Annotated in this window: 22 protein-coding genes; 13 read left to right on the plus strand and 9 right to left on the minus strand. The window is 60.0% G+C overall.

Annotation, left to right across the window (positions count from 1 at the left end):
* Positions 1 to 5 precede the first annotated feature (5 nt).
* Genes RHEC894_RS17310 through ugpC form a run of 5 tightly spaced genes read left to right on the plus strand, consistent with a single transcriptional unit; the run spans position 6 to position 4,760 of the window.
* Positions 6 to 890, plus strand: coding sequence for a sugar ABC transporter permease (locus RHEC894_RS17310; protein WP_085738192.1), 885 nt, complete (start codon positions 6 to 8; stop codon positions 888 to 890).
* On the plus strand, positions 890 to 1,735 hold the full coding sequence (locus RHEC894_RS17315) for a carbohydrate ABC transporter permease (protein WP_010067859.1): 846 nt from the start codon (positions 890 to 892) through the stop codon (positions 1,733 to 1,735). The genes RHEC894_RS17310 and RHEC894_RS17315 overlap by 1 nt, the downstream gene beginning before the upstream one ends.
* Entirely contained in the window at positions 1,732 to 2,754 is a 1,023-nt protein-coding gene (locus tag RHEC894_RS17320) for an SIS domain-containing protein (protein WP_085738193.1), read from the plus strand. Before RHEC894_RS17315 ends, RHEC894_RS17320 begins: the two co-directional genes overlap by 4 nt.
* Complete coding sequence (locus RHEC894_RS17325) at positions 2,755 to 3,684, plus strand: PfkB family carbohydrate kinase (protein WP_085738194.1); 930 nt, start codon at positions 2,755 to 2,757, stop codon at positions 3,682 to 3,684. It abuts the gene before it with no gap.
* The gene (gene ugpC, locus RHEC894_RS17330; RefSeq protein WP_085738195.1) at positions 3,681 to 4,760 is read left to right on the plus strand and encodes a sn-glycerol-3-phosphate ABC transporter ATP-binding protein UgpC; all 1,080 of its coding nucleotides are present in this window, start codon (positions 3,681 to 3,683) and stop codon (positions 4,758 to 4,760) included. Before RHEC894_RS17325 ends, ugpC begins: the two co-directional genes overlap by 4 nt.
* A 19-nt stretch (positions 4,761 to 4,779) precedes the next feature.
* On the opposite strand, the gene RHEC894_RS17335 is transcribed toward ugpC, so the two are convergent.
* From RHEC894_RS17335 to RHEC894_RS17355, 5 genes are all read right to left on the minus strand, one after another.
* Complete coding sequence (locus RHEC894_RS17335) at positions 4,780 to 5,607, minus strand: glycoside hydrolase family 16 protein (protein ID WP_085738196.1); 828 nt, start codon at positions 5,605 to 5,607, stop codon at positions 4,780 to 4,782.
* 51 nt (positions 5,608 to 5,658) lie between these two features.
* Positions 5,659 to 7,140 (minus strand): lipopolysaccharide biosynthesis protein, encoded by a 1,482-nt coding sequence (locus RHEC894_RS17340; protein WP_085738197.1) that lies wholly within the window; start codon positions 7,138 to 7,140, stop codon positions 5,659 to 5,661.
* Between the two features lie 65 nt (positions 7,141 to 7,205).
* Positions 7,206 to 8,450 (minus strand): glycosyltransferase family 4 protein, encoded by a 1,245-nt coding sequence (locus RHEC894_RS17345; RefSeq protein ID WP_085738198.1) that lies wholly within the window; start codon positions 8,448 to 8,450, stop codon positions 7,206 to 7,208.
* The gene (locus RHEC894_RS17350; RefSeq protein ID WP_085738199.1) at positions 8,447 to 9,793 is read right to left on the minus strand and encodes a glycosyltransferase family 4 protein; all 1,347 of its coding nucleotides are present in this window, start codon (positions 9,791 to 9,793) and stop codon (positions 8,447 to 8,449) included. Before RHEC894_RS17350 ends, RHEC894_RS17345 begins: the two co-directional genes overlap by 4 nt.
* Complete coding sequence (locus tag RHEC894_RS17355; RefSeq protein WP_085738200.1) at positions 9,793 to 10,530, minus strand: Crp/Fnr family transcriptional regulator; 738 nt, start codon at positions 10,528 to 10,530, stop codon at positions 9,793 to 9,795. Before RHEC894_RS17355 ends, RHEC894_RS17350 begins: the two co-directional genes overlap by 1 nt.
* 469 nt (positions 10,531 to 10,999) lie before the next feature.
* Here RHEC894_RS17355 and RHEC894_RS17360 point away from each other — a divergent pair, with 469 nt between their 5' ends.
* From RHEC894_RS17360 to RHEC894_RS17380, 5 genes are all read left to right on the plus strand, one after another.
* Entirely contained in the window at positions 11,000 to 11,701 is a 702-nt protein-coding gene (locus RHEC894_RS17360) for a sugar transferase (protein ID WP_085738201.1), read from the plus strand.
* A gap of 134 nt (positions 11,702 to 11,835) precedes the next feature.
* Positions 11,836 to 13,593, plus strand: a complete 1,758-nt coding sequence (locus tag RHEC894_RS17365; RefSeq protein ID WP_085738202.1) for a tyrosine-protein kinase domain-containing protein — start codon at positions 11,836 to 11,838, stop codon at positions 13,591 to 13,593.
* Positions 13,590 to 14,612, plus strand: a complete 1,023-nt coding sequence (locus RHEC894_RS17370; RefSeq protein ID WP_085738203.1) for a glycosyltransferase family 2 protein — start codon at positions 13,590 to 13,592, stop codon at positions 14,610 to 14,612. The genes RHEC894_RS17365 and RHEC894_RS17370 overlap by 4 nt, the downstream gene beginning before the upstream one ends.
* A gap of 4 nt (positions 14,613 to 14,616) precedes the next feature.
* Positions 14,617 to 15,996: a polysaccharide biosynthesis/export family protein gene (locus tag RHEC894_RS17375; RefSeq protein WP_085738204.1), complete on the plus strand. Its 1,380-nt coding sequence runs from the start codon at positions 14,617 to 14,619 to the stop codon at positions 15,994 to 15,996.
* A gap of 122 nt (positions 15,997 to 16,118) precedes the next feature.
* Positions 16,119 to 17,588: a hypothetical protein gene (locus RHEC894_RS17380; RefSeq protein WP_010069049.1), complete on the plus strand. Its 1,470-nt coding sequence runs from the start codon at positions 16,119 to 16,121 to the stop codon at positions 17,586 to 17,588.
* Between the two features lie 188 nt (positions 17,589 to 17,776).
* Here RHEC894_RS17380 and RHEC894_RS17385 read toward each other — a convergent pair whose 3' ends face one another.
* Entirely contained in the window at positions 17,777 to 18,076 is a 300-nt protein-coding gene (locus RHEC894_RS17385; RefSeq protein ID WP_010069048.1) for a hypothetical protein, read from the minus strand.
* Positions 18,077 to 18,379: 303 nt separating this feature from the next.
* Between RHEC894_RS17385 and RHEC894_RS17395 the strand changes: the two genes are divergently transcribed.
* Positions 18,380 to 19,291 carry a glycosyltransferase gene (locus tag RHEC894_RS17395; RefSeq protein ID WP_085738205.1) on the plus strand — a complete coding sequence of 304 codons (912 nt, stop codon included), beginning with the start codon at positions 18,380 to 18,382 and terminating at the stop codon, positions 19,289 to 19,291.
* Positions 19,292 to 19,419: 128 nt separating this feature from the next.
* Positions 19,420 to 20,442: a glycosyltransferase family 2 protein gene (locus RHEC894_RS17400; RefSeq protein WP_085738206.1), complete on the plus strand. Its 1,023-nt coding sequence runs from the start codon at positions 19,420 to 19,422 to the stop codon at positions 20,440 to 20,442.
* A 138-nt stretch (positions 20,443 to 20,580) separates the two neighbouring features.
* On the opposite strand, the gene RHEC894_RS17405 is transcribed toward RHEC894_RS17400, so the two are convergent.
* Entirely contained in the window at positions 20,581 to 21,333 is a 753-nt protein-coding gene (locus RHEC894_RS17405) for a Crp/Fnr family transcriptional regulator (protein ID WP_085739031.1), read from the minus strand.
* A 451-nt stretch (positions 21,334 to 21,784) separates the two neighbouring features.
* On the opposite strand from RHEC894_RS17405, the gene RHEC894_RS17410 reads away from it, so the two are divergent.
* The gene (locus RHEC894_RS17410; RefSeq protein WP_085738207.1) at positions 21,785 to 22,411 is read left to right on the plus strand and encodes a sugar transferase; all 627 of its coding nucleotides are present in this window, start codon (positions 21,785 to 21,787) and stop codon (positions 22,409 to 22,411) included.
* A gap of 62 nt (positions 22,412 to 22,473) precedes the next feature.
* Here RHEC894_RS17410 and RHEC894_RS17415 read toward each other — a convergent pair whose 3' ends face one another.
* On the minus strand, positions 22,474 to 22,773 hold the full coding sequence (locus RHEC894_RS17415; protein WP_085739032.1) for a hypothetical protein: 300 nt from the start codon (positions 22,771 to 22,773) through the stop codon (positions 22,474 to 22,476).
* A gap of 489 nt (positions 22,774 to 23,262) precedes the next feature.
* A complete protein-coding gene (locus RHEC894_RS17420) occupies positions 23,263 to 24,366 on the minus strand; it encodes an acyltransferase (protein ID WP_085738208.1) in 1,104 nt (367 codons plus the stop codon).
* Between the last annotated feature and the right edge of the window lie 124 nt (positions 24,367 to 24,490).

A 24,490-nucleotide genomic window follows, 5' to 3' on the forward strand; every position in this document is an offset into this window, starting at 1 on the left:
CCTTGATGTCGGGCACTTGGCTGACAACCCGCGCGTGGCTTCTAATGCTGCCGCTTCTCGTGGTCATGATCTCGGTGATCGGCTGGCCTCTCGTCGACACCGTCGGCCTCTCCTTCACCGATGCCAAGCTCGTTGGCACTGAGGGCAACTTCGTCGGCATCGACAATTACGCCAAGATGCTCTCCGGCTCGAATTTCCAGCGTACGCTGATCACCACTGCTTGGTTCGCGATCGTCTCGGTCGCCGCAGAAATGGTGATCGGTGTCCTCGCCGCCCTGCTGCTGAACCAGCAATTTCGCGGCCGCACTGCGCTGCGCGCCCTGATGATCCTGCCCTGGGCGCTGCCGACCGTCGTCAACGCCACGCTCTGGCGGCTGATCTATAATCCGGAATACGGCGCGCTGAACGCCGCGCTGACGCAGCTCGGCCTGCTCGACGCCTATCGCTCCTGGCTCGGCGAACCCGGCACGGCGCTCGCTGCCCTCATCGTCGCCGATTGCTGGAAGAATTTTCCCTTAGTGGCGCTGATCGCGCTCGCCGCACTTCAGGCCGTGCCGCGCGACATCACCGCCGCCTCGCTGGTCGATGGTGCCGGTCCTTTCGCCCGCTTCCGCTTCGTCATCCTGCCCTATCTCGCCGGCCCACTGATGGTGGCGCTGGTGCTGCGCACCATCGAAGCCTTCAAGGTGTTCGACATCATCTGGGTCATGACCCGCGGCGGGCCGGCCAACAGCACACGCACGCTGTCGATCCTCGTTTACCAGGAAGCCTTCTCCTTCCAGCGGGCAGGCTCGGGCGCGTCGCTGGCCCTGATCGTCACGCTGCTGGTGACGCTACTTGCCGCCGGCTATGCCGCACTGGTGCGTAAGACCGCCGGGAGTGCCGCCTGATGGAACGCCGGAGCCCGCTCTTTTCATTTTTCATTCACCTCTGTGCGCTGCTGCTTGCTGCGGTCATCCTGGTGCCGATCCTGTGGTTGTTCATCATGAGCATCTCGCCGGCCGCCGACCTTGCGGCAAAGCCGCTGCGCTGGTGGCCGCAGGCGGCGGATTTCTCGCGGTACCATCTCCTGCTGTCGACGCTGGAAAACAGCGCCGGCGCCGCCTTCACCTCATCGCTGCGCAACAGCATCGAGGTGGCCGGCATGGCGACGATCGCCGCCATCGCGCTCGCCATACCGGCCGGCTGGGCCGTGTCGCGCACACCTTCCGTGGGCTGGTCGCTGTCGATGGTGATCGCCACCTACATGCTGCCGCCGGTGGCGCTCGCCGTGCCGCTCTATATGGGTCTCTCCCATCTCGGCATGCTGAACAACGTCTTCGGCCTCGCCCTCGTCTATCTGACGATCCTGGCGCCCTTCACCACCTGGCTGATGAAATCGGGCTTTGATTCCATCCCGCGCGAGATCGAATCCGCCGCAATGATCGACGGCGCCGGCCTGTTCCAGACGCTCCGGATCATCACGCTGCCGCTCGCCGCCCCCGTGGTGGCGACATCGAGCCTCTTTGCATTCCTGCTTGCCTGGGATGAATTCTTCTATGCGCTGCTCTTCACCTCGGACCAGCGCGCCAAAACGCTCACCGTCGCCATTGCCGATCTCGCCGGCGGCCGCGTTTCCGATTACGGACTGATCGCCACGGCAGGCGTGCTCGCCGCCCTGCCCCCGGTGCTGATCGGTCTCGTCATGCAACGCGCTCTGATTTCGGGGCTTACAAGCGGCGGCGTCAAGGGATGAACATGACAACAGAAAGAACCCGGCCCGCCGGGCTTGCGGCGATCGACCGCGAAATGGCCCGCCAGCACGCCGATGCCATCGCCTCTTATGAAGCCGCCGCACCCATGGCGGCAAGAGCCGCCGCCTCGCTGAAGAAGACCGGCCGCCTTCTCCTGATCGGCATGGGCGGTTCGCATGCGGTCAACCGCGCCGTCGAGCCGCTCTATCGCGCGCTCGGCATCGACGCCATCGCCGTGCCGCTCTCCGAACAGCTCGGCCAGCCGCTGCCGATCGCCGGCAGGACGATCTTCGTCACCTCGCAATCCGGCGAAAGCGCCGAAGTCCTGCGCTGGTTCAACGAGACCGGCGGCGCGGAGGACACCTTCGGCCTTACCCTCGAAGCCGGCTCTTTCCTGGCAAGAACCGCCCCCTCGCTGGTTGGCAGCGGTGGCACCGAACTCGCCTTCGCCGCCACCCGCAGCCTGACGGTGACCTTCGCCCTGCACCTGGCAATCCTCGCCGCCCTCGGCGAAGATCCTACGGCCGCACTTGCCGCCCTCAGGGCTCCGGAAGAGCATGACATCGCCGCCGCGCTCGCCGCACTCGAAAACGTCGCGACCGTCGTCACCTCGGGCCGCCGGCTGCAGGGTGTCGCCGAGGCGTTGGCGCTCGGATTGACGGAGCTGTCGCGCCGCCCCTGCTTTTCGCTCGAAGGCGGCCAGTTGCGCCACGGTCCGATGGAGATGCTGGGGCCCGAAATCGGCGTCGTGCTGTTCCGCGGTCTGGACGAGACATCAGGTCTCGTGACCGTCATGGCGAGTTCCGCCGTCGAAACCGGCGCCGCGGTGGTCCTGTTCGATGCGTCCGGTCAGGAACCGGTCGCCGGCGCGGTGGCGATCCGCTTTGCCCCGGCAACCGGCCTTGCCGCGATCTTCGCCATGCTGCCGGTCGCCCAGCGGCTGATGATCGCTTTTGCCGATGCCCGCGTCGAGAATGCCGGAACGCCGGTCCGTTCAACCAAGATTACCCGGAGCGAATGAATGCGGCCGCTTGCAGTCATCGGCAACGTCAATGTCGATCTCATCCTCGGACCGGCCGCCCCCTGGCCGAAGGCCGGCACGGAAATCATCGTCGATCATGACGAGCTCAGGGTCGGCGGATCCGCCGGCAACAGCGCGCTCGCCTGGCAGGCGCTCGGCATCGAATTCGAGATCGCCGCCAATATCGGCAGCGACCAGTTCGGCCGGTGGCTGGCGGAGGCCTTCGGCCACCGCTCCCAAAATTGGCCGGTGCGCCCCGAGCGAACGACGCTTTCTGTCGGCATCACCCATCCGGACGGCGAGCGCACCTTCTTCACGACGACCGGCCACCTGCCGCGCTTCAGCCTCGCCGACGTCTTCGCCGTTATCGACGGCGAAAGGCTGCGCGGCGGCTACGCGCTCCTCTGCGGCGGCTTTCTGACCGACGACTTGGCGAGCGAATATGACGCCTTCTTCGACTGGGCCGACAGCCACGACATCACCGTCGCGCTCGATACCGGCTGGCCGCTCGACGGCTGGACCGAAGGAAATTGCGCGGCTGCCCGCGCCTGGCTTTCGCGCAGCGGCATCGCCCTGCTGAACGAAGTCGAGACGACGACGCTTGCCGGCATCATTGATCCGATCGACGCCGCCCGTGAGATCAGGTCGCATATGCCGGAGGGCGCAATCGTCGTCGTCAAGCGCGGCCCGGACGGTGCGATCGCCATCGGGCCGGACGGCCAGCCGGCGTCGGGGGCTGCACCCGTCGTCAAGGTCGTCGATACGATCGGCGCCGGCGATGTCTTCAACGCCGGCTTCCTGGCAGCATTGGCAGATGGTAAGCCGCTGGCCTCCTGCCTGGCGGCGGGGACGCAGGTCGCCTCGCGCGCCATTTCCACCCTTCCCCGCAGCTACGGTGATCCGTCATCTCCCCAGGAACCCGTGTCATGAGCGCGCTCGACATCGAAAACATCCGCAAGACCTATGGCGAGGTCGAGACGCTGAAAGGCATCGACATTTCGCTGGAAAGCGGCGAGTTCCTCGTGCTGCTCGGCTCATCGGGCTGCGGCAAGTCCACGCTGCTCAACATCATTGCCGGCCTTGCCGAGGCAACGAGCGGCGACGTCAGGATCGGCGGGCGATCGGTGCTCGGTGTACATCCGAAGGACCGCGACATCGCCATGGTCTTTCAATCCTATGCGCTCTATCCCAATCTGTCGGTGCACCGGAACATCGGCTTCGGCCTGGAAATGCGCAAGGTCCCGACGCCCGAGCGCGACAAGGCCGTGCGCGACGCCGCCAAACTCCTGCAGATCGAAAACCTCCTCGATCGCAAGCCGAGCCAGCTCTCCGGCGGCCAGCGCCAGCGCGTGGCGATCGGCCGCGCGTTGGTGCGCAAGCCTGAGGTCTTCCTGTTCGACGAGCCGCTTTCCAATCTCGACGCCAAGCTGCGCATGGAGATGCGCACCGAGATCAAGCGGCTGCATCAGATGCTGAAGACCACGGTGGTCTATGTCACCCATGACCAGATCGAGGCGATGACGTTGGCAAGCCGCATCGCCGTCATGCGCGACGGCCGTATCGAGCAGCTGGGCACACCGGAGGAGATCTACAACCACCCGGCAACGCTTTATGTCGCCACCTTCGTCGGCGCGCCGCCGATGAACCTGCTGCAGGCGACAGTGCGCGATGGCCGGCTGGCGATTGCAGGTTCCGATGCCAGCCTGCCCCTGCCGGCCCGCTTCGCCGAGGCCGCCGTCAATGGCCGCGACGTCATCCTCGGCATCCGCCCCGAGGCCCTTCGCACGGACGGCGCCGGCCCGTCGCTCAAGGCAACCCTGGAGGTCGCCGAGCTGACCGGCCCGGAACTCGTCGTCACCGCCCTTGCTGGAAACCAGCGGCTGATGGCTTGCCTGCCGCCGCGCACGCCGATCCGCGACAACGAAAAACTGATCCTCTTCTTCGACGAAGAGGCAATACATCTTTTCGATCCGCAAACCGGCCTCAGCCTCGTTCGCCAGGGATAGCTGACGACGCGTCCTTTGCTCAATTCGCGGCGTCGACGGGCTTCCGCTTGTAAACGTGGATATAGTCGACGAGCAAAATCGAAGGGTTCGGCGTTTCATCGATCGGCCAGCCCGAGCCGAGCGCCAGATTAACCAGCGGATAAAACGGCATGTGGAACTCCTTCGGCGTGTCGAAGCTCCAAAGGAACTGACGGTCGAAGTAGAAGCTCGTCTTGTCAGCTTGGATATCGACACCGTAGGTGTGATAGTCGCTGTTCAAAATTCCGTCCTGGACCTTGTTCCAATAGCCGCCGGTGGAGTTCTGCCCGCCCTGGCTCTGACGCCAGATATGGAAGCCCATGCTGAATTCATAGGGCGCGCGGCCGTAATATTCCAGCACGTCGATCTCGGCGGTGTATTTCGACCGGTCGAGGCCAATGAGCCAGAAGGCCGGCCAGACGCCCTTGCCCGGCGGCAGTTTCATCCGCGCTTCGAAATAGCCGAACTGCTGCGAGAAACCTTCCCCCTTCGGGTTCACCGACGACAGCAAGCCCGAGCGCCATGTGCCGTCGGCCCCCTTGCGCGCTTCGATCTTCAGAATTCCCTGATCGGTGGTAAACGGAAAGCCGGGGGCCGGATCGGTGAAACGGGCATCGCCGAAATCGCCGTTCCACGGCGTATGGGCGATCCAGCGGGAGCTTTTCTCTCCCCATGCCGAGACATCGAGGCTGTCGAAATTCTCCTCGAACGTCAGCTGGTATGCATTGATATTGAGCGGTTCCTGGGCAACGCTCGGCCGGCCCGGCAACGCTCCCAGACCGAGAACGACGAGCAGACCCAAAGCCCTAGAAGATATTCCGTAACGCATTCCGTTTCTCCGAAAACGCCAAACCAAATCGCCGGGCTGCACCTGTCTCGATCATGAGGCGAGAACCCCGTTTCGCCGCGGCATCAGCCTTTGAACGATGATGGTCTCAATGCCGTCGGGCCTTCCCAGGATCTGCCACAGCAGCAGCGCGAAAGCCCAGAAGATCGCGGCTGCCGTCCCGCCGCAAAGGGCGAGGCTGGCGATCAGATTGAAGCCGACAGGCATAGGGGCGAGCATCGGCTGTACCCAGAGCAGGAAAGCGATCATCGGCAAGCTCGCGGCCAGCGGCCGGCAAAAAGAATTCAGCTGCGCGACCAAACTCGCGCCGATCAGCCGCCGGGTGAGGACGAGCGACGCGGCATAGGCGACGAGCACAGCGATGATCCGAGCGCCGAGCGCGCCTTCCACCTGGAAATAGGCGATGCCCAGGATGGTGACCGGCACCCTGACGGCGAATTCGGCAAACATCCTGAAAGCGAGCGAACGGGTGTTATCGAGAACCATCGCCAATGCCGGCATGATGTTCGTGGGAAGACCGAGCAGGCTGACGAGGCACAGCCATTGCAGGATCGGCGCGGCGGATGCCCATTTCTCGCCGACGAGGATGCGTACGGTCGGCGCGGCGAGCATGGCGAGCGCGATGAGAACGGGTGCTGCGACGAAGGTGATCGCATTCGTCGCCTTCAGATAGGCAACGACCAGATTGCGGCGGTCCTCGACGGTGGAGAATGCCGCCATCAGCGGGCGAAGCAACGGCCCGACGAAGGTCTGGTAGGGGATCCCGGCAATATTGTCGGCGACGCTGAAAGCGCCGAACGTCGACAGGCCGGTAAAACGCGGCAGCAGCAGCCGGTCCAGCTGCCAGTTGATCGAATTCAGCACCTGCGACACGGTGTTCCAACTGATCATGTCCTGGAAATGTTTCCATTCCGAAAGGCTGAGCGCCGGCCGCATCGGCGCAAAGACGTAGGAGGTGATCATCGCCGCGGTCGGGCCTGCAACGGCGCCGACCGCCAATCCCCAATAGCTGCCTGTCGTCACCGCCACACCGACGCCGAACAGCAATGTCGATCCCTTGGTGATGAGATCGAGCGCGAACTCGCGTTTGAAATCGAAACGCTGCATGAAAAGCACCATGCGCGGACTGATCATGCTGCGCATGGCAGGCGCGATCGAGAGAACGGCGACAAGGGAAAAAAGCCGAGGGTCGCCGTAAATCACAGCCATCGGCCAGGAGATGAGGATCATCAGCAGGCTGATGGCCGCCCCCCGAAGCAGGCTGAGGGTGAAGGCGGTGGCAAACATCTCTTGGGAAGGCGATGGCTGACGCATCAGAGCCTGCGTCAACGGCAGATCCAGAATCGTCTCGACGATGACGAGCACCGAGGTTGCGATAGCGACCAGGCCGAAATCCGCGGGGCTCAAAAGCCTCGCCAGAACGAGCAGGCTGACGAAATCGAGCAGCCGCGCGAGGAATTTTCCACTGATCGTCCAGATGCTTGCCGTCGCCGTCCTCTGAGATACGCTTGACATGATCTGCTATATTCCTCGTCGGCGGGTTGAGACGGTTGCGGTCGTGGCAGCTCCAGCCCCTGCCCTCAGCCCGGCCGTCTTCCGAAGACCGCGGCGGATCGGTCGCCATGGTTGGAAAGCCGTAGCTCGATGAGATTGGTCAGGCGATCGCGGAACACGGCGGAAGAGAATTTCAGCGCGTGCGCGCGGATCGCATGCGGATCGATATCGTCCTCGACCTCTTCGAACGCCGCCATCGTCTCCAGCAGGGCTTCCGTCGTCTGTTCGGCAAAACGGAAGCCGACCTGCGGAGAGGACACGGTTTCCCTGGCGCCGCCGGCGTCGAAAGCGAGCACCGGACGGCCCGATGCCATGGCTTCCACCGGCAGAATGCCGAAATCCTCAGTGCCCGGAAACAACAGCGCGCGGCATCGCGACAGGTGATCGCGCAGCACGTTGAAGGGCTGGTGGCCGAGAAACTCAACGGTCGGCCCGGCAATCGATTTCAGATAGGATAGTTGCTCTCCCTCTCCGATCACCACCAGCTTCCGGCCGGCCTCGGTGCAGGCGCGCACGGCGATGTCAGGCCGTTTGTAGGTCGTCAGCTGTCCGGCATAGAGGTAGAATTCGCCTTTTCCCTTGCCCACCGCAAAATCGTCGGTCGCAACGGGCGGATGGATGACGACGGAATCCCGGTCGTAGAAGCGGCGGATACGGCTCGCGACATAGTCGGAGTTGGCGACGAACGTATCCACCCGCGAGGCCGTCGTCACATCCCAGGCGCGCAGCATGGGCGCGGTGATCGACATCAGGGCGCGGCCCACCCAGGGAAGGCCTTCGCGGTAGACATGGAACTGGTCCCAGATATAGCGCATCGGCGAATGGCAGTAGCAGACATGCAGAGCGTCGGCGCGAGTGATGATGCCCTTGGCAGGACCGGATTCGCTGGAGAGCACCAGATCGTAGTCCTGCAGATCGAACTGCTCGAGCGCGAAGGGCATCAGCGGCAGCATTTTGGTGTAATGCCGCTGTGCGCCGGGGATCTTCTGCAGGAAGGACGTGCGGATGTTGCGCGTCTTCAGAAAATCGCTGATGCGATCGCGGTTGCAGACGAGGGTGAAGATGTCTGCCTGCGGAAACATGCGGCACAACTCTTCGACGACCTTCTCGCCGCCACGCATCGAAACGAGCCAGTAATGCACGATGGCGACCCGGAGTTTCCCGGTTTCGCCGGAGCTTCCGGCCTCGGCGACCCGTCTTTTCGCCATGACGGGCGCATCACCAAGAAATGCCCTCGCATCGGGAAGAGAGGTTGTTGCTTTAAGGGTCAACTGAATACTCCTTGTATCGCCGCACCGTCTGTCAACTCGGAAACTACATTCGTCGAAATCAGGCTGTGATATTCGGCAAGAAGCGCGTCGCGCCATTCTTCCTGTGTCGAGGCGAGATCGGGCGACGTCAGGAAAGCCCGCTCGCTCATGGCGCGGACCTCTTGCCCTGGCATTTGGTTGAATCGCGCCAAAGTATCGGCAAAGGCGCCGTGATCTGCCGTATCGCAGGCAAGCGCCATGCCCGCTCTTTCCATTTCCTCGGCGAGAAAGGCGCTGCGTGACATGATGACGGGCAGACCGCTCCTGGCCGCTTCGATCGCGACGAGACCGAACGGCTCGGGATAGCGCGAGGGCATCAACAGCGCACGCCCCTTGCGGATGATCGGGCCGATCTCTGCATGCGATTGCCAGCCGACGGCCCTGACGTGATCTCCCGACGCTCTGACCACCGGCATCAACGGCCCGTCCCCGATCACGCACAGCCTGACGCCGGCCCTGCGCGTGGCAGCTATGGCGTCCTCCACGCCCTTCTCCTCGTCCAGCCGCCCGATGAACACGAACTCGTCATTGGCCTCCGCCTCGATGCGTTTGATCGAAAGTGGCGCGACGGGATTGCGGATCGTCGTCAGCCGTTCGGGTCGATAGCCGGCACCGACGAGAAAGCTCGCCATCTTCTCGTGCAGCAGGATTATCCGGCCGAAATCGGCCTGATCCTTCAAGAGCCGGAGGATATTGGAGCCGCGGGCGACACGCCACAATTTGTGCGAATAACTTCTCTTGTCGCAAGCCGTTGCAATGCAGCTTCCACCGAGCGGGCGTCGAAGGCAGATTTCCTGCGCCTGGTAGTCGAAAAAGGCGCCGTTGGGGCAGGCAGTAAAGAAATCATGCGCGTGAACCACGCATCGTCCGGCGACCGGCATCAGCGCCCTGAAAATCGCGGGAGACAGGATCTGGTGCCAGCCATGCACATGATAGATGGTGTTGGCGGTATCCTTTGCAGCAATCCAGTTCGCGACCATGCGGACAGCAGCGCCGTTGTGAATACCGGTGACGAACGCCTTCGCACGCTCGGCGCTCAACAGGTCGCGGCTGTTCAGTCCGACCATCGAGACCCCCAGTGCGACGAGTTCCCCATTGGCAGCGTCGTCTCCGCAAATATAGGTCACCGGGATATCGAGCCCGCGGAAAAGCCTGGCAGAGAGCACCGCCAGGCCGGTCGCACCGCCTCTGGCCACCGAGTAGTCGTCGATGATGACCACGCGATCGATCTTCGCCTTGCCGGGGTCGGGAAAACGACCGACGCTTGCGATGGATCGGATGGCCTCGGAAAGCGGCGGGCGCATCACTTCACCGAAACCGCGCCGTTGGCACAGGCCTCCAGCGCCTTTCGGTTGAGAATGCGGATTTTGCCCTGTCCCCCGTCGATGATCTTGCCTTCCCGCAGGCGCCGCAGGCATTGATTGACCTTCTCGCGGGACGCCGGCAGCGTTGCGGCCAGATCATTTTGCGAGATGATCAGCTCGTCCCCGCTGTTTGCCGCGTCTTTTCCATAGACAGCGGACAGCCGCAGCAGCGTGCTGGCCAGCCTCGACTGCAGGCTCGACGCAGCATTCGCAATGATCCGCAGTTCAAGCTCCGAAATACGCGCCAGCGCCCTGGAGAAGACCTTCTCGCGAAAGCTTGGATCGCTGGCATACATGTCGCGCAGCAGGCGGCCTTCGAAGAAATACAGCTCACAGTTGGAAGCGGCTCGGTATTCGAGGCTCAACGTCTGCCTGCGCAGAACCTCGAGCTCGCCGATCAGACCGGATTTCGGGATGATCTCGACAATGAATTCCCTGCCGTCGGGCAGCATCGTACTTGCGCTGACCACCCCCGTATGCACGCGAGCGAACATATCGATTACGACGCCGGCTCCTGCGATGACCTCGCCGCGCCGGAAGCGCCGGACGCTCGACCGGCAGGATAGAAATTCATCATCGAGCACGATGCGGCGGTCGAGATGAATGCCGCCGCTCGCCGAAATCGCCACCTTGCCGATGCCGGCCCTGCGATCCGATGCCTGTGTCGCCCCATCCATGAGCATAACTCCGAGTACTCGAATGATCATAGTTAATGCCGCACTGCAGCAATTATATTACATTCACAGACAAGTCAAATAAACGAAACATATAAACGTCGTAAATCAAAATATATATTTTAATAAAGAATCAAAAATACATCGGAATCCGAAGCGTAAGTCGGAAGAGATGAAATAACAATCGAATGACTTAATCGCGTCGCCGCCCGGAAGCCAACGCATTAAAAAGCGGCAATTGCCGAAATAGCGATATAAAAAATACAGATAAATCTCGGATGATTAATCACCTCTATGTAGATTGGATCGCGATTTAGAATGATAATAATTTGATCGAAGCACGATCAAAATTCTATTCTGCCAATTTAGTAGCATAAAGAATTTATTAAGGATTATGACTTTGGTAACAGACAACCAGAGTGCGGTGCAGCAAAGTTTAACCGTTCTTAATCCGAAAGTTTTGGAGACCCCAATGGCATGGGAAGCACACAGTTTCGAGTCATGGTCGCGTGTCGGACGGTCTGCGAAAGGCGACGACCTCCATGCGTCCCGGCCTCATGCCGCGGGCAGATCGTCCAAACGCGCGCTCGATCTCCTGATGGCGATCACCGCCCTCATCCTGCTTTCGCCGCTTCTGCTGCTCGTCGCAATGATCGTGAAGTTCTCCGATCGCGGCCCGATCTTCTATTCCCATACACGCATCGGCTTCGGCGGGGCGCCGTTCGGATGCCTCAAATTTCGCACGATGAAGACTGATGCGAGCGCTCAGCTTGCCGAATTGCTGCAAAACAACCCGGCCGCACGAAGCGAATGGGAAGCGACGCACAAGCTGAAGGATGACCCGAGGATCACGGCCGTCGGCGAGATCCTGAGGCGATCAAGCATCGACGAGCTTCCCCAGCTGATCAACGTCCTACGCGGCGAAATGAGCCTGGTCGGCCCCCGGCCGATCACCGCCGAGGAATTGCCGCGCTACGGCGAACATATCTGGGCCTATATGGCCTTCCGTCCCGGACTGACGGGGCACTGGCAGACCAGCGGGCGCAACGATGTCAGCTACGAGCACCGGGTTTCCCTCGACGTTCACTACATCGACAACTGGTCGCTCGGCCGCGACTTCGTCATCATCGCCAAGACCATTCCCGCTCTGTTTACGCAGCGTGGCTCGTACTGAGCATCAAAGCGGAGAGCTGCCGATCATACCCGAAATCGGAAGGCACGGTCCTCCCCCGCCCCTTTCAAGCTGAAACTACCTGGTCGCCCGGTACTTGACGACCCCGTGATATCGCCATTTTGGATGAGCACAACATGACCTCAAGCACGATCTTCAGTGGTGTTTCTCCGATATCTCTGCCGGCCACACCCAATGGCGGGAATTCGCCGCTGACATTGCGGGATATGCTTTTCTTTCTCAGGATGCGCTGGCTGTGGATCGTAGCAACGACGGTCGCCTTCCTCGCAGTGGCGGGGAGCTACCTGCTGACCGCCGAACCGAGTTTCCTTGCCAGTACGCAGCTCGTGATTTTCCCCCAGGTGAGCGGCTCCGAAGCACAGAGAGCTTTCGCGGAAGACGCATTCATAGAGGGGCAGCTGGAAATTGCCAGATCCAGCGATGTTGTCGGCGGAACGGTAAAGGCGCTTAACCTCGATACCGACCCTGATTTCGTCGATCAGACGCCTTCGCTTCAGGACAGGGCAAAGAGCTGGTTGATGGGGATCTCGTCAGATCCGGAGCTATCTCAGGAAACGGCGGCCGCGGGAACGAATGAAAGACGACAGCAAACCGAGGAGGAGCGGACCTACGACCGGGCGATCGCCACGCTGGCGAACATGGTGGGAATACGCCGGATCGGCAGTTCGACGATCATCGAAATATCGGCTGCGGCGTCGACCCCTCAGAAAGCCGTCGACATCGCCGACACGCTCGCCAAACAGTACATCCAGAAAAATATCGCGATGAAGGCCGATGCCTCCCGGCAATATAGCGAATGGCTGGAAAAATTCGTCAGCGAGCAGCAGCGTGGACTGGCCGAAGCTGCCAGCGCCCTGGCCAGCTTCACCAGCAATCCGCGCGATCAGTTCAAGCTTGCGGAGTTGCAGAGCGCCACCGATGCACGCCGCACCCTCTATGAAAATACCTTGAACCAGCTGACTGAAGCCAGGCAGCGCATCACCTACCCGGTATCCGACGCCACGATCGTCTCGCGGGCCACGCTGCCTCTTTCCAAAGCCAGACCACGCAGCGCGCTCATCATCGCCTTTGCGGCGGCGGTCGGTCTTGGCGTCGGCCTGGCACTTGCCATGATAAGGCATGCCGGCGATCGCCGGATCGTCCGTCCCCATCAGATCGCGGAAGCCGGTGAGCTGCCCCTGGTCACGATGCTCGAGACATCGAAAAACACCGGGGATGGACATCGCCCGCCTTTCCTCGCCGTCGGCACAGGCAGCAGCACCGCAGCCGCCTATCCTGTTATTCCGGGCATGGCGGAACTGAGCGCGACCGTCGTCGGTCTTCGGCGCAAGCGCCGGGTCGTCATCGGGATTGTCGCCGTCAATCCCGGCGGCGGAGCATCGACCATAGCATGCGAGCTTGCGGTGCTGTCGTCGACATCAGGGGCTCAGACGCTGCTGATCGATGCCGCCGCGCAGAAATCCTCGCTCAGCAAATCGATCGCGCCCCATAGTTCCACGGGTCTCGTCGATGTCCTCGACAATGGCGAACTGATCCAGGCGGCGGCATTGCCTCTCACCCCGACGCTGAAATTCCTTCCCCTCGGCGAGGTCGAAGCGGTGACGCCGGCCATTCGCTTGAGTTCACGCCGCACGCAGTTGAGCTTCGCCAACCTGAAAAAGGAGTTCGACGCCGTATTCGTCGATGTTTCCGCGTTCTCCGCGTCTCCGGACGCCAATGCGATCGCGCCGGAGCTGGACGGCGTCCTCGTCGTCACTTCGCACGGACGCACCTCGATCGACGATACCCTGCGCGTCATCGACACGCTGCGTAATGTCGGCGCCGAGATCCTCGGCGTGATCATCAACCATGCGCCGAAGAGAATGCAGTCATGACCTCGACTTCGGCAGGAAAAACCAGGCAGGACGGTTCGCTGAGGCCGGTGTCCGTTTCTTGCGGCCCAGAAGCCATGGGCGCGGGCGGGCGCCGCCCATTGCGCATTGCCGTCGGGATCGCTTCGGCAGGCCGCCCCTCGATATTGCGGGAAACGATCGACTATCTCACCAGCCTGCCGGATCAGGCGGAGCGGCTGATCGTCTGCGTGCCGGTGATCGACGACGCCGGCGGGCTCTCCGACCGCCTCGACGTGGAAGTCATCGTCGGCAGCCGTGGCCTGACCACCCAGCGCAACAGCATCATCGCGGCCGCCGCAGCCGATATGGATCTTCTGATCTTCCTGGACGACGACTTCATTCCCGCCGCGAGCTTCCTGTCGCGGATTGCCGCCGTCTTTGCGGCAAAGCCCGACGTGGCGATCGCCACCGGCGAAGTCCTGGCCGACGGCGTCCTCGACGGTGGCCTCAGCATGTCGAAAGCGTTGCAGGTTCTTGAAGCCGCCGGCGAAGGTGCCGAAAAAGTGACGGAAGTCTACAACGCTTACGGATGCAACATGGCGGTTCGCCTGTCATCCGTTCTTGAGCACGACCTGACTTTTGACGAGCAGCTGCCGCTCTATGGCTGGCTAGAGGACGTCGATTTCAGCCGGTCCATCGCCCGCTACGGCAGGTCGGTGCGTGTCGAGGGCGCCCGCGGCGTGCATCTCGGCGTCAGATCCGGGCGCCAGCCCGGCCGAAGGCTTGGTTATTCGCAGATTGCCAATCCTGTCTATCTGATCCGCAAGGGCACGATGTCGAAGGGCCGCGCAATCGCACAGATCGGCCGCAACATCCTGGCGAACGCGTCGGGCCTCTTGTTCAAAGATCACTTGGTGGACCGGCGGGGACGTTTGAACGGCAATATGCTGGCGCTGGCCGATCTTCTCGCCGGCCACGCCTCGCCGTCCCGCATTCTCGAACTCGGCAATCCGTCGCCGCGCGAGATGCCTTCACCGTCGATTGCAACGAAACGGAGATAGATCAATGCAGCCCAAATCCTGGTCCGATCGCTTTGTCTCCACGGCACTCGCTTTGCTGGCATTCTGCTGCCTGACCGGCTGGAGCGTCGCCCATGCACAAACAACCACCCTCGTGCCGGAAGACAAGGTAAGACTGCGCGTCGTCGAATGGCGCTCATCGGATTCCCGTTATGCCAGTTGGGAAGCTCTGGACGGCGTCTATACCATCGACGATACCGGCGACCTGTCGATCCCGATCGCCGGCCACGTAGAGGCGACCGGAAAGACGACCGAAGAACTCGCCGATGCCATCGCCAGCGCACTGGCCGAAAAGGCTAACCTTCCCGGCAAGCCATATATCGCCCTCGAAATTGCCGAGCATGCCCCGATCTTCGTGACCGGAACGGTGCAAACTCCCGGGCGCTATCCTTTTGAACCGAACATGACTGTCATGAAGGCCGTCAGCATCGCGGGGGGCTTCCTGCGGGAACGCGAGGACAATACCTATTTCGAGCGCGACCGGATCCAGGCTGCCGGCGCCTACCGAACCGCCGTTCTTAACCGGCGCGATCTCTTGATGCGGCAGGCGCGGCTGCGCGCGGAGATCGCCGGCGAGCAGAGTTTCGAGATCCCTGCCGAACTCGCCGGAACGGCCGATATCGACAAGCTGAAGGCACAGGAATTGAACCTGATGCGGCTGCGGCGCGTCGATATCGATAGTCAGATCGAAGCGGCAAACGACCTCACCCGTCTCTATGGACAGCAGGTCGAGTCGCTTGCGGCCAAGATCAGTTCGCAAAAACGGCAGATCGACCTTGCCCAGAAGGAATTGGACAACGTCAACAACCTCATGAGCAAGGGCCTGGTCAGCAACTCCCGTCAGGTTTCTGTCGACCGCTGGGTGGCGGATGCACAAGGCACGCTGATCGATCTCGAAGTCGCACTGACCACGGCTCGCCAGGGCCTCAGCGAAGCCGACCGCTCGAAGGTCAACATCGTCAACAGGCAGAACAGCGAAAACCAGGAGCTGCTCAACCAGGTCAATCTCGCAATCGGCAGGGCGGCGATCGATATCCAGGTGGCCCAGCTTCTGGGCGAACAGGCCGGCTACGACGCTCAACTGGCCCAGATCAATACCGACGCGCCGGGTCTCGGCAAAGCGCAGAAGAACTACAGGATCGTGCGTCGCAACGACGACGGAACCTCCCGCACCATCGCGGCGGACGAGCAAACCGCATTGCTGCCGCACGATCTCGTCGAGGTCGGTTTGGACACGAATCTTCAGGCGCCATCTCCGGCGCCGCCGACCGCACCGCAGAAACAGAGCTCGGCAGCCATCGCGTCCGACGTGGCCGGAGACAATCGGTCGGCCCCCGGCTGGATGTCGCCGACAGGATCGAATTAGGAGGCGGCTGTGACGATCGACGACAGTGGGCGGATATCGCCTCGTGCATCACGCCGAATGATGAATGCCGGCTTTCGGCAAAAGCGGCCTCGGCTGCTCACCTCCGGATCGGGATCTGAAGCATGTCGATAGAACCGATCGGTTTCATCGTTCTGCTGCTCGGCGTGCTCTGCATAGTCAACGGCGCTCGCTTTGCGATTACGATCCTCTGCCTGTCGACGCTGCTGGGCGCCGCAGCGGCTCTGCAATTGCCCGCGCTCGGCGGCAGCAGTATCCAGCCAAGCCATCTTTTGGTGCTCTTTCTCGTCGTGGCGGTGCTGCTGCGTCCGGCTCAAACGCAGGCCATGCTGGCCAGCATTGCCTATCCAGGTCCCGGCTTCTGGTTTGCCGCCTACATCCTGTTTTCCGTGGCATCGTCTTTCTTTTTGCCCCGCATCTTTGCAGGCGCGACCCTCGTCTACTCCTCTGCGCGAGACGCCTCGGGCATGATGTCGACGGTGGCCGCCCCGCTGTCACCGGGCTCGTCCAATCTCAGCCAGTCTGTCTACCTGCTCGGCGACCTCGCCTGTTTTGCCGTCATCGCCGGGCTTGCTCGGCTCGGCCATGCCCGTTTCATCGCGCAGCAGTTGATCGTGGCGTCGATCGCATGTTTTGTTCTGGCGCTGCTTGATATCGGAACCTTCCTGACCGGCCAGTCCTACCTGCTCGATGTCATCAGGAATGCGAATTATACCATGCATACGGCCGAGACGATCAGCGGCTTCAAACGCATCGTCGGCGCCTTTCCCGAAGCGAGCATGTACGGCGCCGTCGCGCTGGCCTATTTTTCCTTCACGCTTATGCTCTGGCTGGAGCGTGTTCAAAGCCGCGTGGCGGGACTTGCAACACTTTTCATCGGCCCGACGATCGTCCTTTGCACCTCGACCACCGCCTATATTGCGGGCATCTTCGTTGTCTCCATGTTCGTGCTGTTCTGCCTGAAACGGCTGATAGGCGGCCCGGCCACGACACCCCACGTGACACTCCTTGTGATCACGCTGTTCCTGATCCCTTGCGCCATCGTTGCTCTCAACCTTGTTCCCGATGCCTGGAATTCCCTCGCCGATCTCGCGACGACCACCCTGTCGGACAAGCTCCAATCGCAATCCGGCGAAGAACGCACCGCCTGGAATACGCTGGCATTGATCGCATTTGTCGATACCGCCACTTTCGGCGCCGGGCTCGGCACGGTTCGAGCCTCGAGTTTTATCGCGGCATTGCTTTCGAATGTCGGATTGACCGGCACTCTCCTCTTCGCCACCTTCCTCTACAGCCTTGCAAGAGCGGCCGGCCGGCGCATACCAGGCGATCATGAGACGCACGCGATCGGAACCGCCGCAATTATGGCATCCATCGCCCAGGTCGCCTCGGCGGCCATATCGGGAAGCGGCACCGATCTCGGCCTGCTGTTCAGCACCACGGCGGGTCTGGCGGCCGGATGCCTTGCGGTCACCGATATTTCGCCGCGACGCACGATCCGATCGCTCGCCAACCGCCCCCCGCTGGAGACATCGACATCTCTGATGAGAGCGCCGATGATTTCAACACGATGATATCAGCGCTCGAATTCCGCCCCGGCGCGGATTGGCCTCATCACACCAGCGGCGTCTCCGCACTCGGTCGGAGCCGGCCGGCCGTGTCGTGTTTTTCCCCGTCGGGTCTTTCAAGGATCGCCGCGGGAAGCAGCCCGTCGGTCGAACGCAGTCCTGCAGACGGGCATGCTGAGGGCTCTACGTCAACATCAGCCTTGCGGGCGCTCGTGGGTGGTCGCGACGTTGTCTGCGACGGAATTATTTTCCCGCGTCCTGGCATTGCGCCGCAAAAACCCCGACACGAACACACCTGCCAGATAGCCGATCTCCATGAACGCGAGGATGGCGACGCCGGAGAGGACCGCCGCGACCACGGAAGAGCCATCGGCAAAAGCCACGCCGCCGAAGCCGATTGCCACGAGCAATGCAAAAATTGCGAAAGCCCAGGCACGGATGGAAGCCCCGGCAGCGATCGAAATCAAGACTGCCACCCCTGTGGTGATCAGCATGGCGATCTCCCTTCCCTCTGCATTCCGACAGGGATCCCGGCGCCGACCACCGCAGCGCGAAACAAGATGTCGAAACACAGCCTGCTGACAGGCAAGGCACTCTTCATGGTGAATATCTCAACAATGAACACACATAAGCCGCCGGCAACCAGATCCGCTTCAGCCACACGAGACTGGTCATCGCCATATATACCGAAGGGGGCCTTCATATGACAGACCCATCGGCTCAATTCACAACCGCTCGCTCGACCGGAAAGACGATACCGGTTCATTCGTATTGCGCACAATCGGAAGGGTGATGACATGAACAATCAATGTGTCGTCTACGTCACGGATGTCGAGTATTCGTTTCCGACTATTCTCTCGGCACTTCAGGCTCGCAAATTCGCAAGCCCCGCAACCGATGTCTGCGTGCTTATGTCGGAACGCCTCGATAATTTCGAAGAGCTGAAAGCCCTGCTCGCAACGAGTGGGGTCGACTTGATCGATGCGACCGAAGCGCTGCAGGACTCGCTCGGCAAGCTCGACGGATCGCATTTCCAGGGACGCATCAGCGTCAGCACCATGGCCAAGCTGGTCCTGTGCGAGATCCTGCCTGCCAACTATACCCAGATCATCTACCTCGATGGGGATACGCAGATCGTCAGCGATCTCGGGAAGCTCGAAAGTGCCACCGTGCCCGAGGGCAGGTTTTTCGCAGCGCGCGATTACACAGCGATCCATGACTTCCTCGACACGGGAAAGAGCAGCCGCTATTTCAATGCGGGGGTCCTGAAATTCCATCGCAACGGCTGGATCGGACAGGAGGCGCTTGAGCTTTTCGCCAGAAATCCCGACGCCTGCGAGGGCAAACATGATCAGGGTGCGTTGAATTATGTCTGCGGTTCATCGCTCATCCTCGTTTCGAACCGCTGGAACTTTCCCAAACAGTTCCTTCATCTGGTGAACATGTCCTCCTTGTCGATCGTCCATTACATGGCGCATCCGAAGCCGTGGCATGGCACCTTCTTTCCCTGGACCGACAGAGAAAGCCAAGTATACGTCGACCTGCGCAAAGCCCATCCGATTTATAACGCGCTGTATCGCGGAATAAACTTCGATCGTAAGTTCCTGTATAAGTACCGGTCGGTGCGGGCCCGGATCAACCACGCAATTCAACGGAGCGGGCCCAACCCGCGGGTCCAAAGCCTGCTGGTTGGCGATTACGCCGTATGAAGCATCATTGGTTCGCTTGGGATGAATATCGTGGCTGATCTCGGCAGCGCCGGTCGAGCCGTGGATTGCAGGCGCAAGCACAAGTCTTCATCCATTCCTTCCAGGATGGATAATGTTCAGGACAGAATATGAGCTATAGGGCTTCCGCCGCCAGTATCTCGCATTACGCCAAAGCCCGCCTGCGCCGGTCGCTCAAGGCTCGTCAGCTTCGCTACGACCTGCTGCGCAGCGGGCTCAAGCAAGCGCGTCACGTCGTCGTCTGCGTCATCCGCGACGAGGGGCACCGGCTGGCATTCTTCCTCCAGTATTATCGCGATCTCGGCTTCGAGCACTTCATCTGCATCGACAACGGCTCGACCGATGGCACGGTGGAGCTGCTGTCCAGCTTCGACGATGTCTCTCTTCTTTCGGCTCACGGGTCCTACAAGGCGGCGAGATTCGGAAACGACTGGATCAACGAAGTCATCAACCGGCACTGCCGCGGGAAATGGGTTCTCTATGTCGATGCGGACGAGTTCCTGGTCTATCCGCATTGCGACACACGGCCGATCGATCAATTGACCGCCTATATCGATTCCACCGGCGGCCATTCGCTGCGCGCTGTCATGATCGACATGTATAGCCCGAATCCCGTTCTCGAAAACATCTGCGAACCCGGCCGCAATCCGCTTGAGGTCTGCAATCTCTTCGACCGATCCGGCTACGTCGCGCATTTCGACAAACGCAACTGGACGATATGGATCAAGGGAGGCGTTCGCGGGCGCGTCTATTTCCACGACAGGCTCTGGGACGGCCCCGCGCTCAACAAGATACCTCTCGTCTATGTGACGGGGGAACGTCTTTTTCTCAAGTCGTCACACCAGGTCTGGCCACTCTCTCTGAATCTGGGCGACATGCACGGAGCGCTCGGCGTATCCGGCGCGCTGCTGCATTTCAAGTTCCTGTCGACCTTCGTGCATAAGGTTGCCGACGCAGCGCACCGATCCCAGCACACGGAGGAATATACGGTATATTCCGCGGGCAAAGACATGGACGACTTCGTCTATGACGATACGGGCACCTATAGAAGCTGGAAAGACCTCTCCGATCACGGTCTCATCCAGGGTGAAGGGTGGAAATACTGGAGGAATGCAGCAGAAAGCGATGTCTGAGGTTCGCAGCCGCAACGGATGGGTCAAGGGGGTTGTCCGACAGTCCAAAATCCGCAGCGACCGGCGCGGCCGAAAGACACGTGACGCGGTAGCGGCGGATCACGGGAGTTTTCCTCTGCTCCCTCCACGGAGCGAAGCTCAGACGAGGGACGTCTCCCCCTCGGCATAAGCTTCAAGCGCTTTCCGATTGAGAATACGGATTTTGCCTTGCGTCCCGTCGACCACTTTGCTCTCGCGCAAGCGCCGCAGGCACTGGTTGACCTTTTCACGCGACGCCGGCAGCGTCGCGGCCAGGTCATGTTGGGAGATAATCAGTTCATCGCCGCTGTTCTGCGCATCCGTTCGGTACAAGGAGGAAAGACGCAATAACGTCCAGGCCAATCTCTGCCTCAAATTCGATCCGGCGTTGGAAATGATCCTCAGCTCGAGTTCGGAAACACGCGCCAGCGCCTTCGACAGGATCTTCACCTGGAATTGCGGATCGTTGGCACATAGGTCCCGCAGCAATCGGCCGTCGAAGTAATGCAGTTCACAATCGGACGAGGCTCGATATTCGAGATTGAGAGATTGCTTGCGCAGCACCTCCAGCTCGCCGATCAAGCCGCCTTTCGGAATGATCTCCACGATAAACTCCCGCCCATCGGCAAGCGGGGTGCTTGCCCTCACCATTCCGCGATGGACGCGGGCGAACATATCGATGAGGACGCCAGCGCCGGCAATAACCTCCCCGCGGCGAAATTTTCGAACACTCGTGCGGCAAAACGGAAACTCGTGATCCAAATCCGCCCGGCGGCCGTATTCGTGACCTGCAGGCCCGCAAGTAACCGCTTCACCCGTTCGCGGAGCACTTTCCTCAGTCCTGCCGCCTCGGATGTTAATCATCCCGTCCATTACGAGCAACTCCACGCAGACTAATTGGTTCACCGCCGCCGAAAACATTCGTAATGAGTCAAATTGGAAAGTCAAATAATAATAATATAAAAATTTCGTGTTAAACTATACATAAATCTGATTGGTCCTCATATTTCAATATATTAAAATTGCCATTGAATTCTATTGGACGGAAATTTCAGAAGCTATGTGACAATTTTTATACAATTGACAGCGGCCGCACACCGAAAGAATAAATCAAGAAATTCCTGATAAAAATTACAAATAAAAACAAATTCAATTAATACTCAAACCACGCAGATCGAAATGAATAATTATTTTAAGTATTCACAAGAATTTCTTTGAGGTGTAAGTATTTTATTCACGATTATGACCTTGGTCACAGACATCGAGCCTGGATTAAAACAAGCTTTGGCTGTGATTTCTGGGATTCGTTCTAATGAGGACGCGGATGACGGGAAAAAATCAAGGCATCAACGCAACCCAAACCTGGCGGGATTTCGCCGGAGCCCGACAGAACAGGCATCCCTCCAACTCGTCACAATCCCGCACGATCAGCAGAATTCTGAAGCGCGCCCTGGATATCCTCATTGCGGCAACTCTTCTATTACTTCTGTCGCCGCTCCTTTTATCGGTGGCCGTCATCGTCACGTTTGGCGACGGGGGGGCTGTTTTCAATTCCCATCGTCGGATCGGTTATAAAGGAAAAGAGTTTGGTTGCCTGGAATTTCGGACCGTGCATGTAACGGTGATCGGCGATGTATTGCAGCGCTCAAACCTTGAGAAGCTTCCGCAATTGATCAATGTGCTGCTTGGCCATATGAGCCTCGTCGGTCCCCACGCGATTACAAAAGACGAACTGCCGCGTTACGGTGAACATGCCGATGCCTATATGTCCGTCCGTCCAGGCCTGACTGGTCATTGGCAGAGCGGTGGGCGCAGCGACATCAGCTATCAAATTTCTCTCGATGTCGACTATCTGTCCGAATGGACGCTCGCGCGGGATTTCGTGATCATGGCAAGAACGGTGTTTGCCCTGGTTTCCCGGCACGCCCTGCTGCCAAGGCAGGAGCTGTGACGTTCTGACACGAGGCCGGGATAGCTCTCGCCGATGTCTCATCCCTGGCGCCAGCCATCGCTTTATCCGTGAGGGCGCTTGCCGGTCACATGCGGCCGATCGGCGATGGAGTCCCTCCTCCGGCGTTTTTGGATATGCGCCCATAATGCGAAGGCGAATAGCCCCGCCAGATAACATATTTCCATCAAAGCAAGCAGCTGGAGGCAAGAAACGCTCGTTTCCCCAAAGGAAGAACCTCTCAGCAGGATCATGGCGCCCCAGGCCGCGACCAGCAGAAATGCGAAAATTGCGAAGGCCCAGGCGCGAATTGTCGCTCCGGCAGCGACGGAGACTGCAACCACGATGAGGGTGCTTTTCAGCATCATTCCTGCTCCTCTCTTCACACCTCCTTCAAGCCGCCGTCAGCCCTGAATGCATGACGAAACGTGAAGTCGAAACGAGGTCCGATTAAAGTATTTTATCTGTTATCGTTAAAATATTGCTAAGGCCGCTCAACAAGTCGAACGAGCTACGCCGTGGAATATTCGGCTATTCATCCAGCAAAGGCGCTCTACGCCAAAAAAAATCAAGAAATTCGCAGATATTGCGGCCGAGAGGATTTAGGCATTGGGGAGCTTAACACAGGAACTATTGATGTGCAGGCGCGGCATTCTCCAATCGAACGGAAGCATTCGTCCGTTGGCGAAAAGATGGGGCTGCACATAGGTTTAGGACGCGTGCATTACATTAGAACCGCCGGCTGCCCACCTGCAACGATCGCCACAATAAAAACAGGGTTCGCGGCAATGGCGAACCCTGCTGATCCCTGGCCGATTAAGCTGCACCGGGAATTGCCGGCCTCGAACGGAAACCTATTTCGAAGCCGCCCCGGCCAATTTCGCGCCGCGCTGAAGGCTGAGGTTTTCAAGCCAGGCGACTTGTTTCCTCAATTTCAGTGCCGGCTTTTCGACGAATCTCCACGAGAGCGCAGCAAAGCAAGTGGCAACGATGCTGCAGACGAGGCCATTCAGCAACCAGTTATGCGCCCACGGCCCGAGCGCCACGAACGCCTGTTGGATGGGATAGCCATAGAGGAAGACGCCGTAGGAGTAGTCGGCTCCCCGCAGAATGCCAAGCTTGCGGGGCGAGGTCAGACCGAGGAAGACCGTGACATATCCCATCGCCGGAATGGCGATGAAGTCCCCGAAGGAGGTGAACCAATAGACCCACAGGATCACGGCCACCGAGGCGAGGAAAATTCTTACATCCCACAGCACCTTGTCCTTGTAGAGGTAAAAGGTCACCCCTACGAGAAAAGCACAAATAAGCAGATTTCCCGACGCGGTCGTGGGCATTGTTGCCCAGTCGCTTTCGTGTTTCCAATACCTTGCGATACCGAAGCCGATGATCAAAGCCGGCGTGACGATAAGGGCAATCACCCGCCGCCTGACCACGCCGAACACGAAGAGGGCGGCGATCACCATATAACACTCAAGCTCGAAGGGCACGGTCCAGAGCTGTCCATTCACCATCGCCGCGTCGGGATTATCCAGGAACACTCCGGGAAGATTGAAGTGAATATGCCCGGTGACGTTCAGCAGATAGGTAAAGAACTGAGGATCGGTGAAGTAGTCACGCAGGTCATACTCCGTATAGATCGCTCCGAGTATAAAGGCAGCCAGCAATACCTCCACCGCGAGAGCGGGATAGATCCGGATAAATCGGTTACCGAGAAAAGAGATCAATGTCTTCGACCGTTCAAGACTGCCGGCCACCAGGAAGCCGCTCAACACAAAGAACATGGGCAGCACTGACTTCATGAAAGGGCGGAAGGACGACTCCCAAAGAAAAAGGTCATCTCCATACGTGACGCGGGCCGTATGGATCCAAAGCACTGAAAAAGCCAACAGTAATCGCATGTAATCGAACCCTGTCGGTCGCCCGTTCGCTAGGTCAAGCTTTTCGCCGAGAAACATCTGTGCCCCTTTCAGAAGTATTGACGCAGTTTGAAATGGCGTTCCGTTGTCACGGAGCGGCTGCGATACCCTTGCCGGATTGGCACCGCATGTCAGTGACCACAGGTACATCAGGAAAAAATTG

Origin of the sequence: Rhizobium sp. CIAT894 (genome assembly GCF_000172795.2) — a bacterium.
Taxonomy (GTDB): Bacteria; Pseudomonadota; Alphaproteobacteria; order Rhizobiales; family Rhizobiaceae; genus Rhizobium.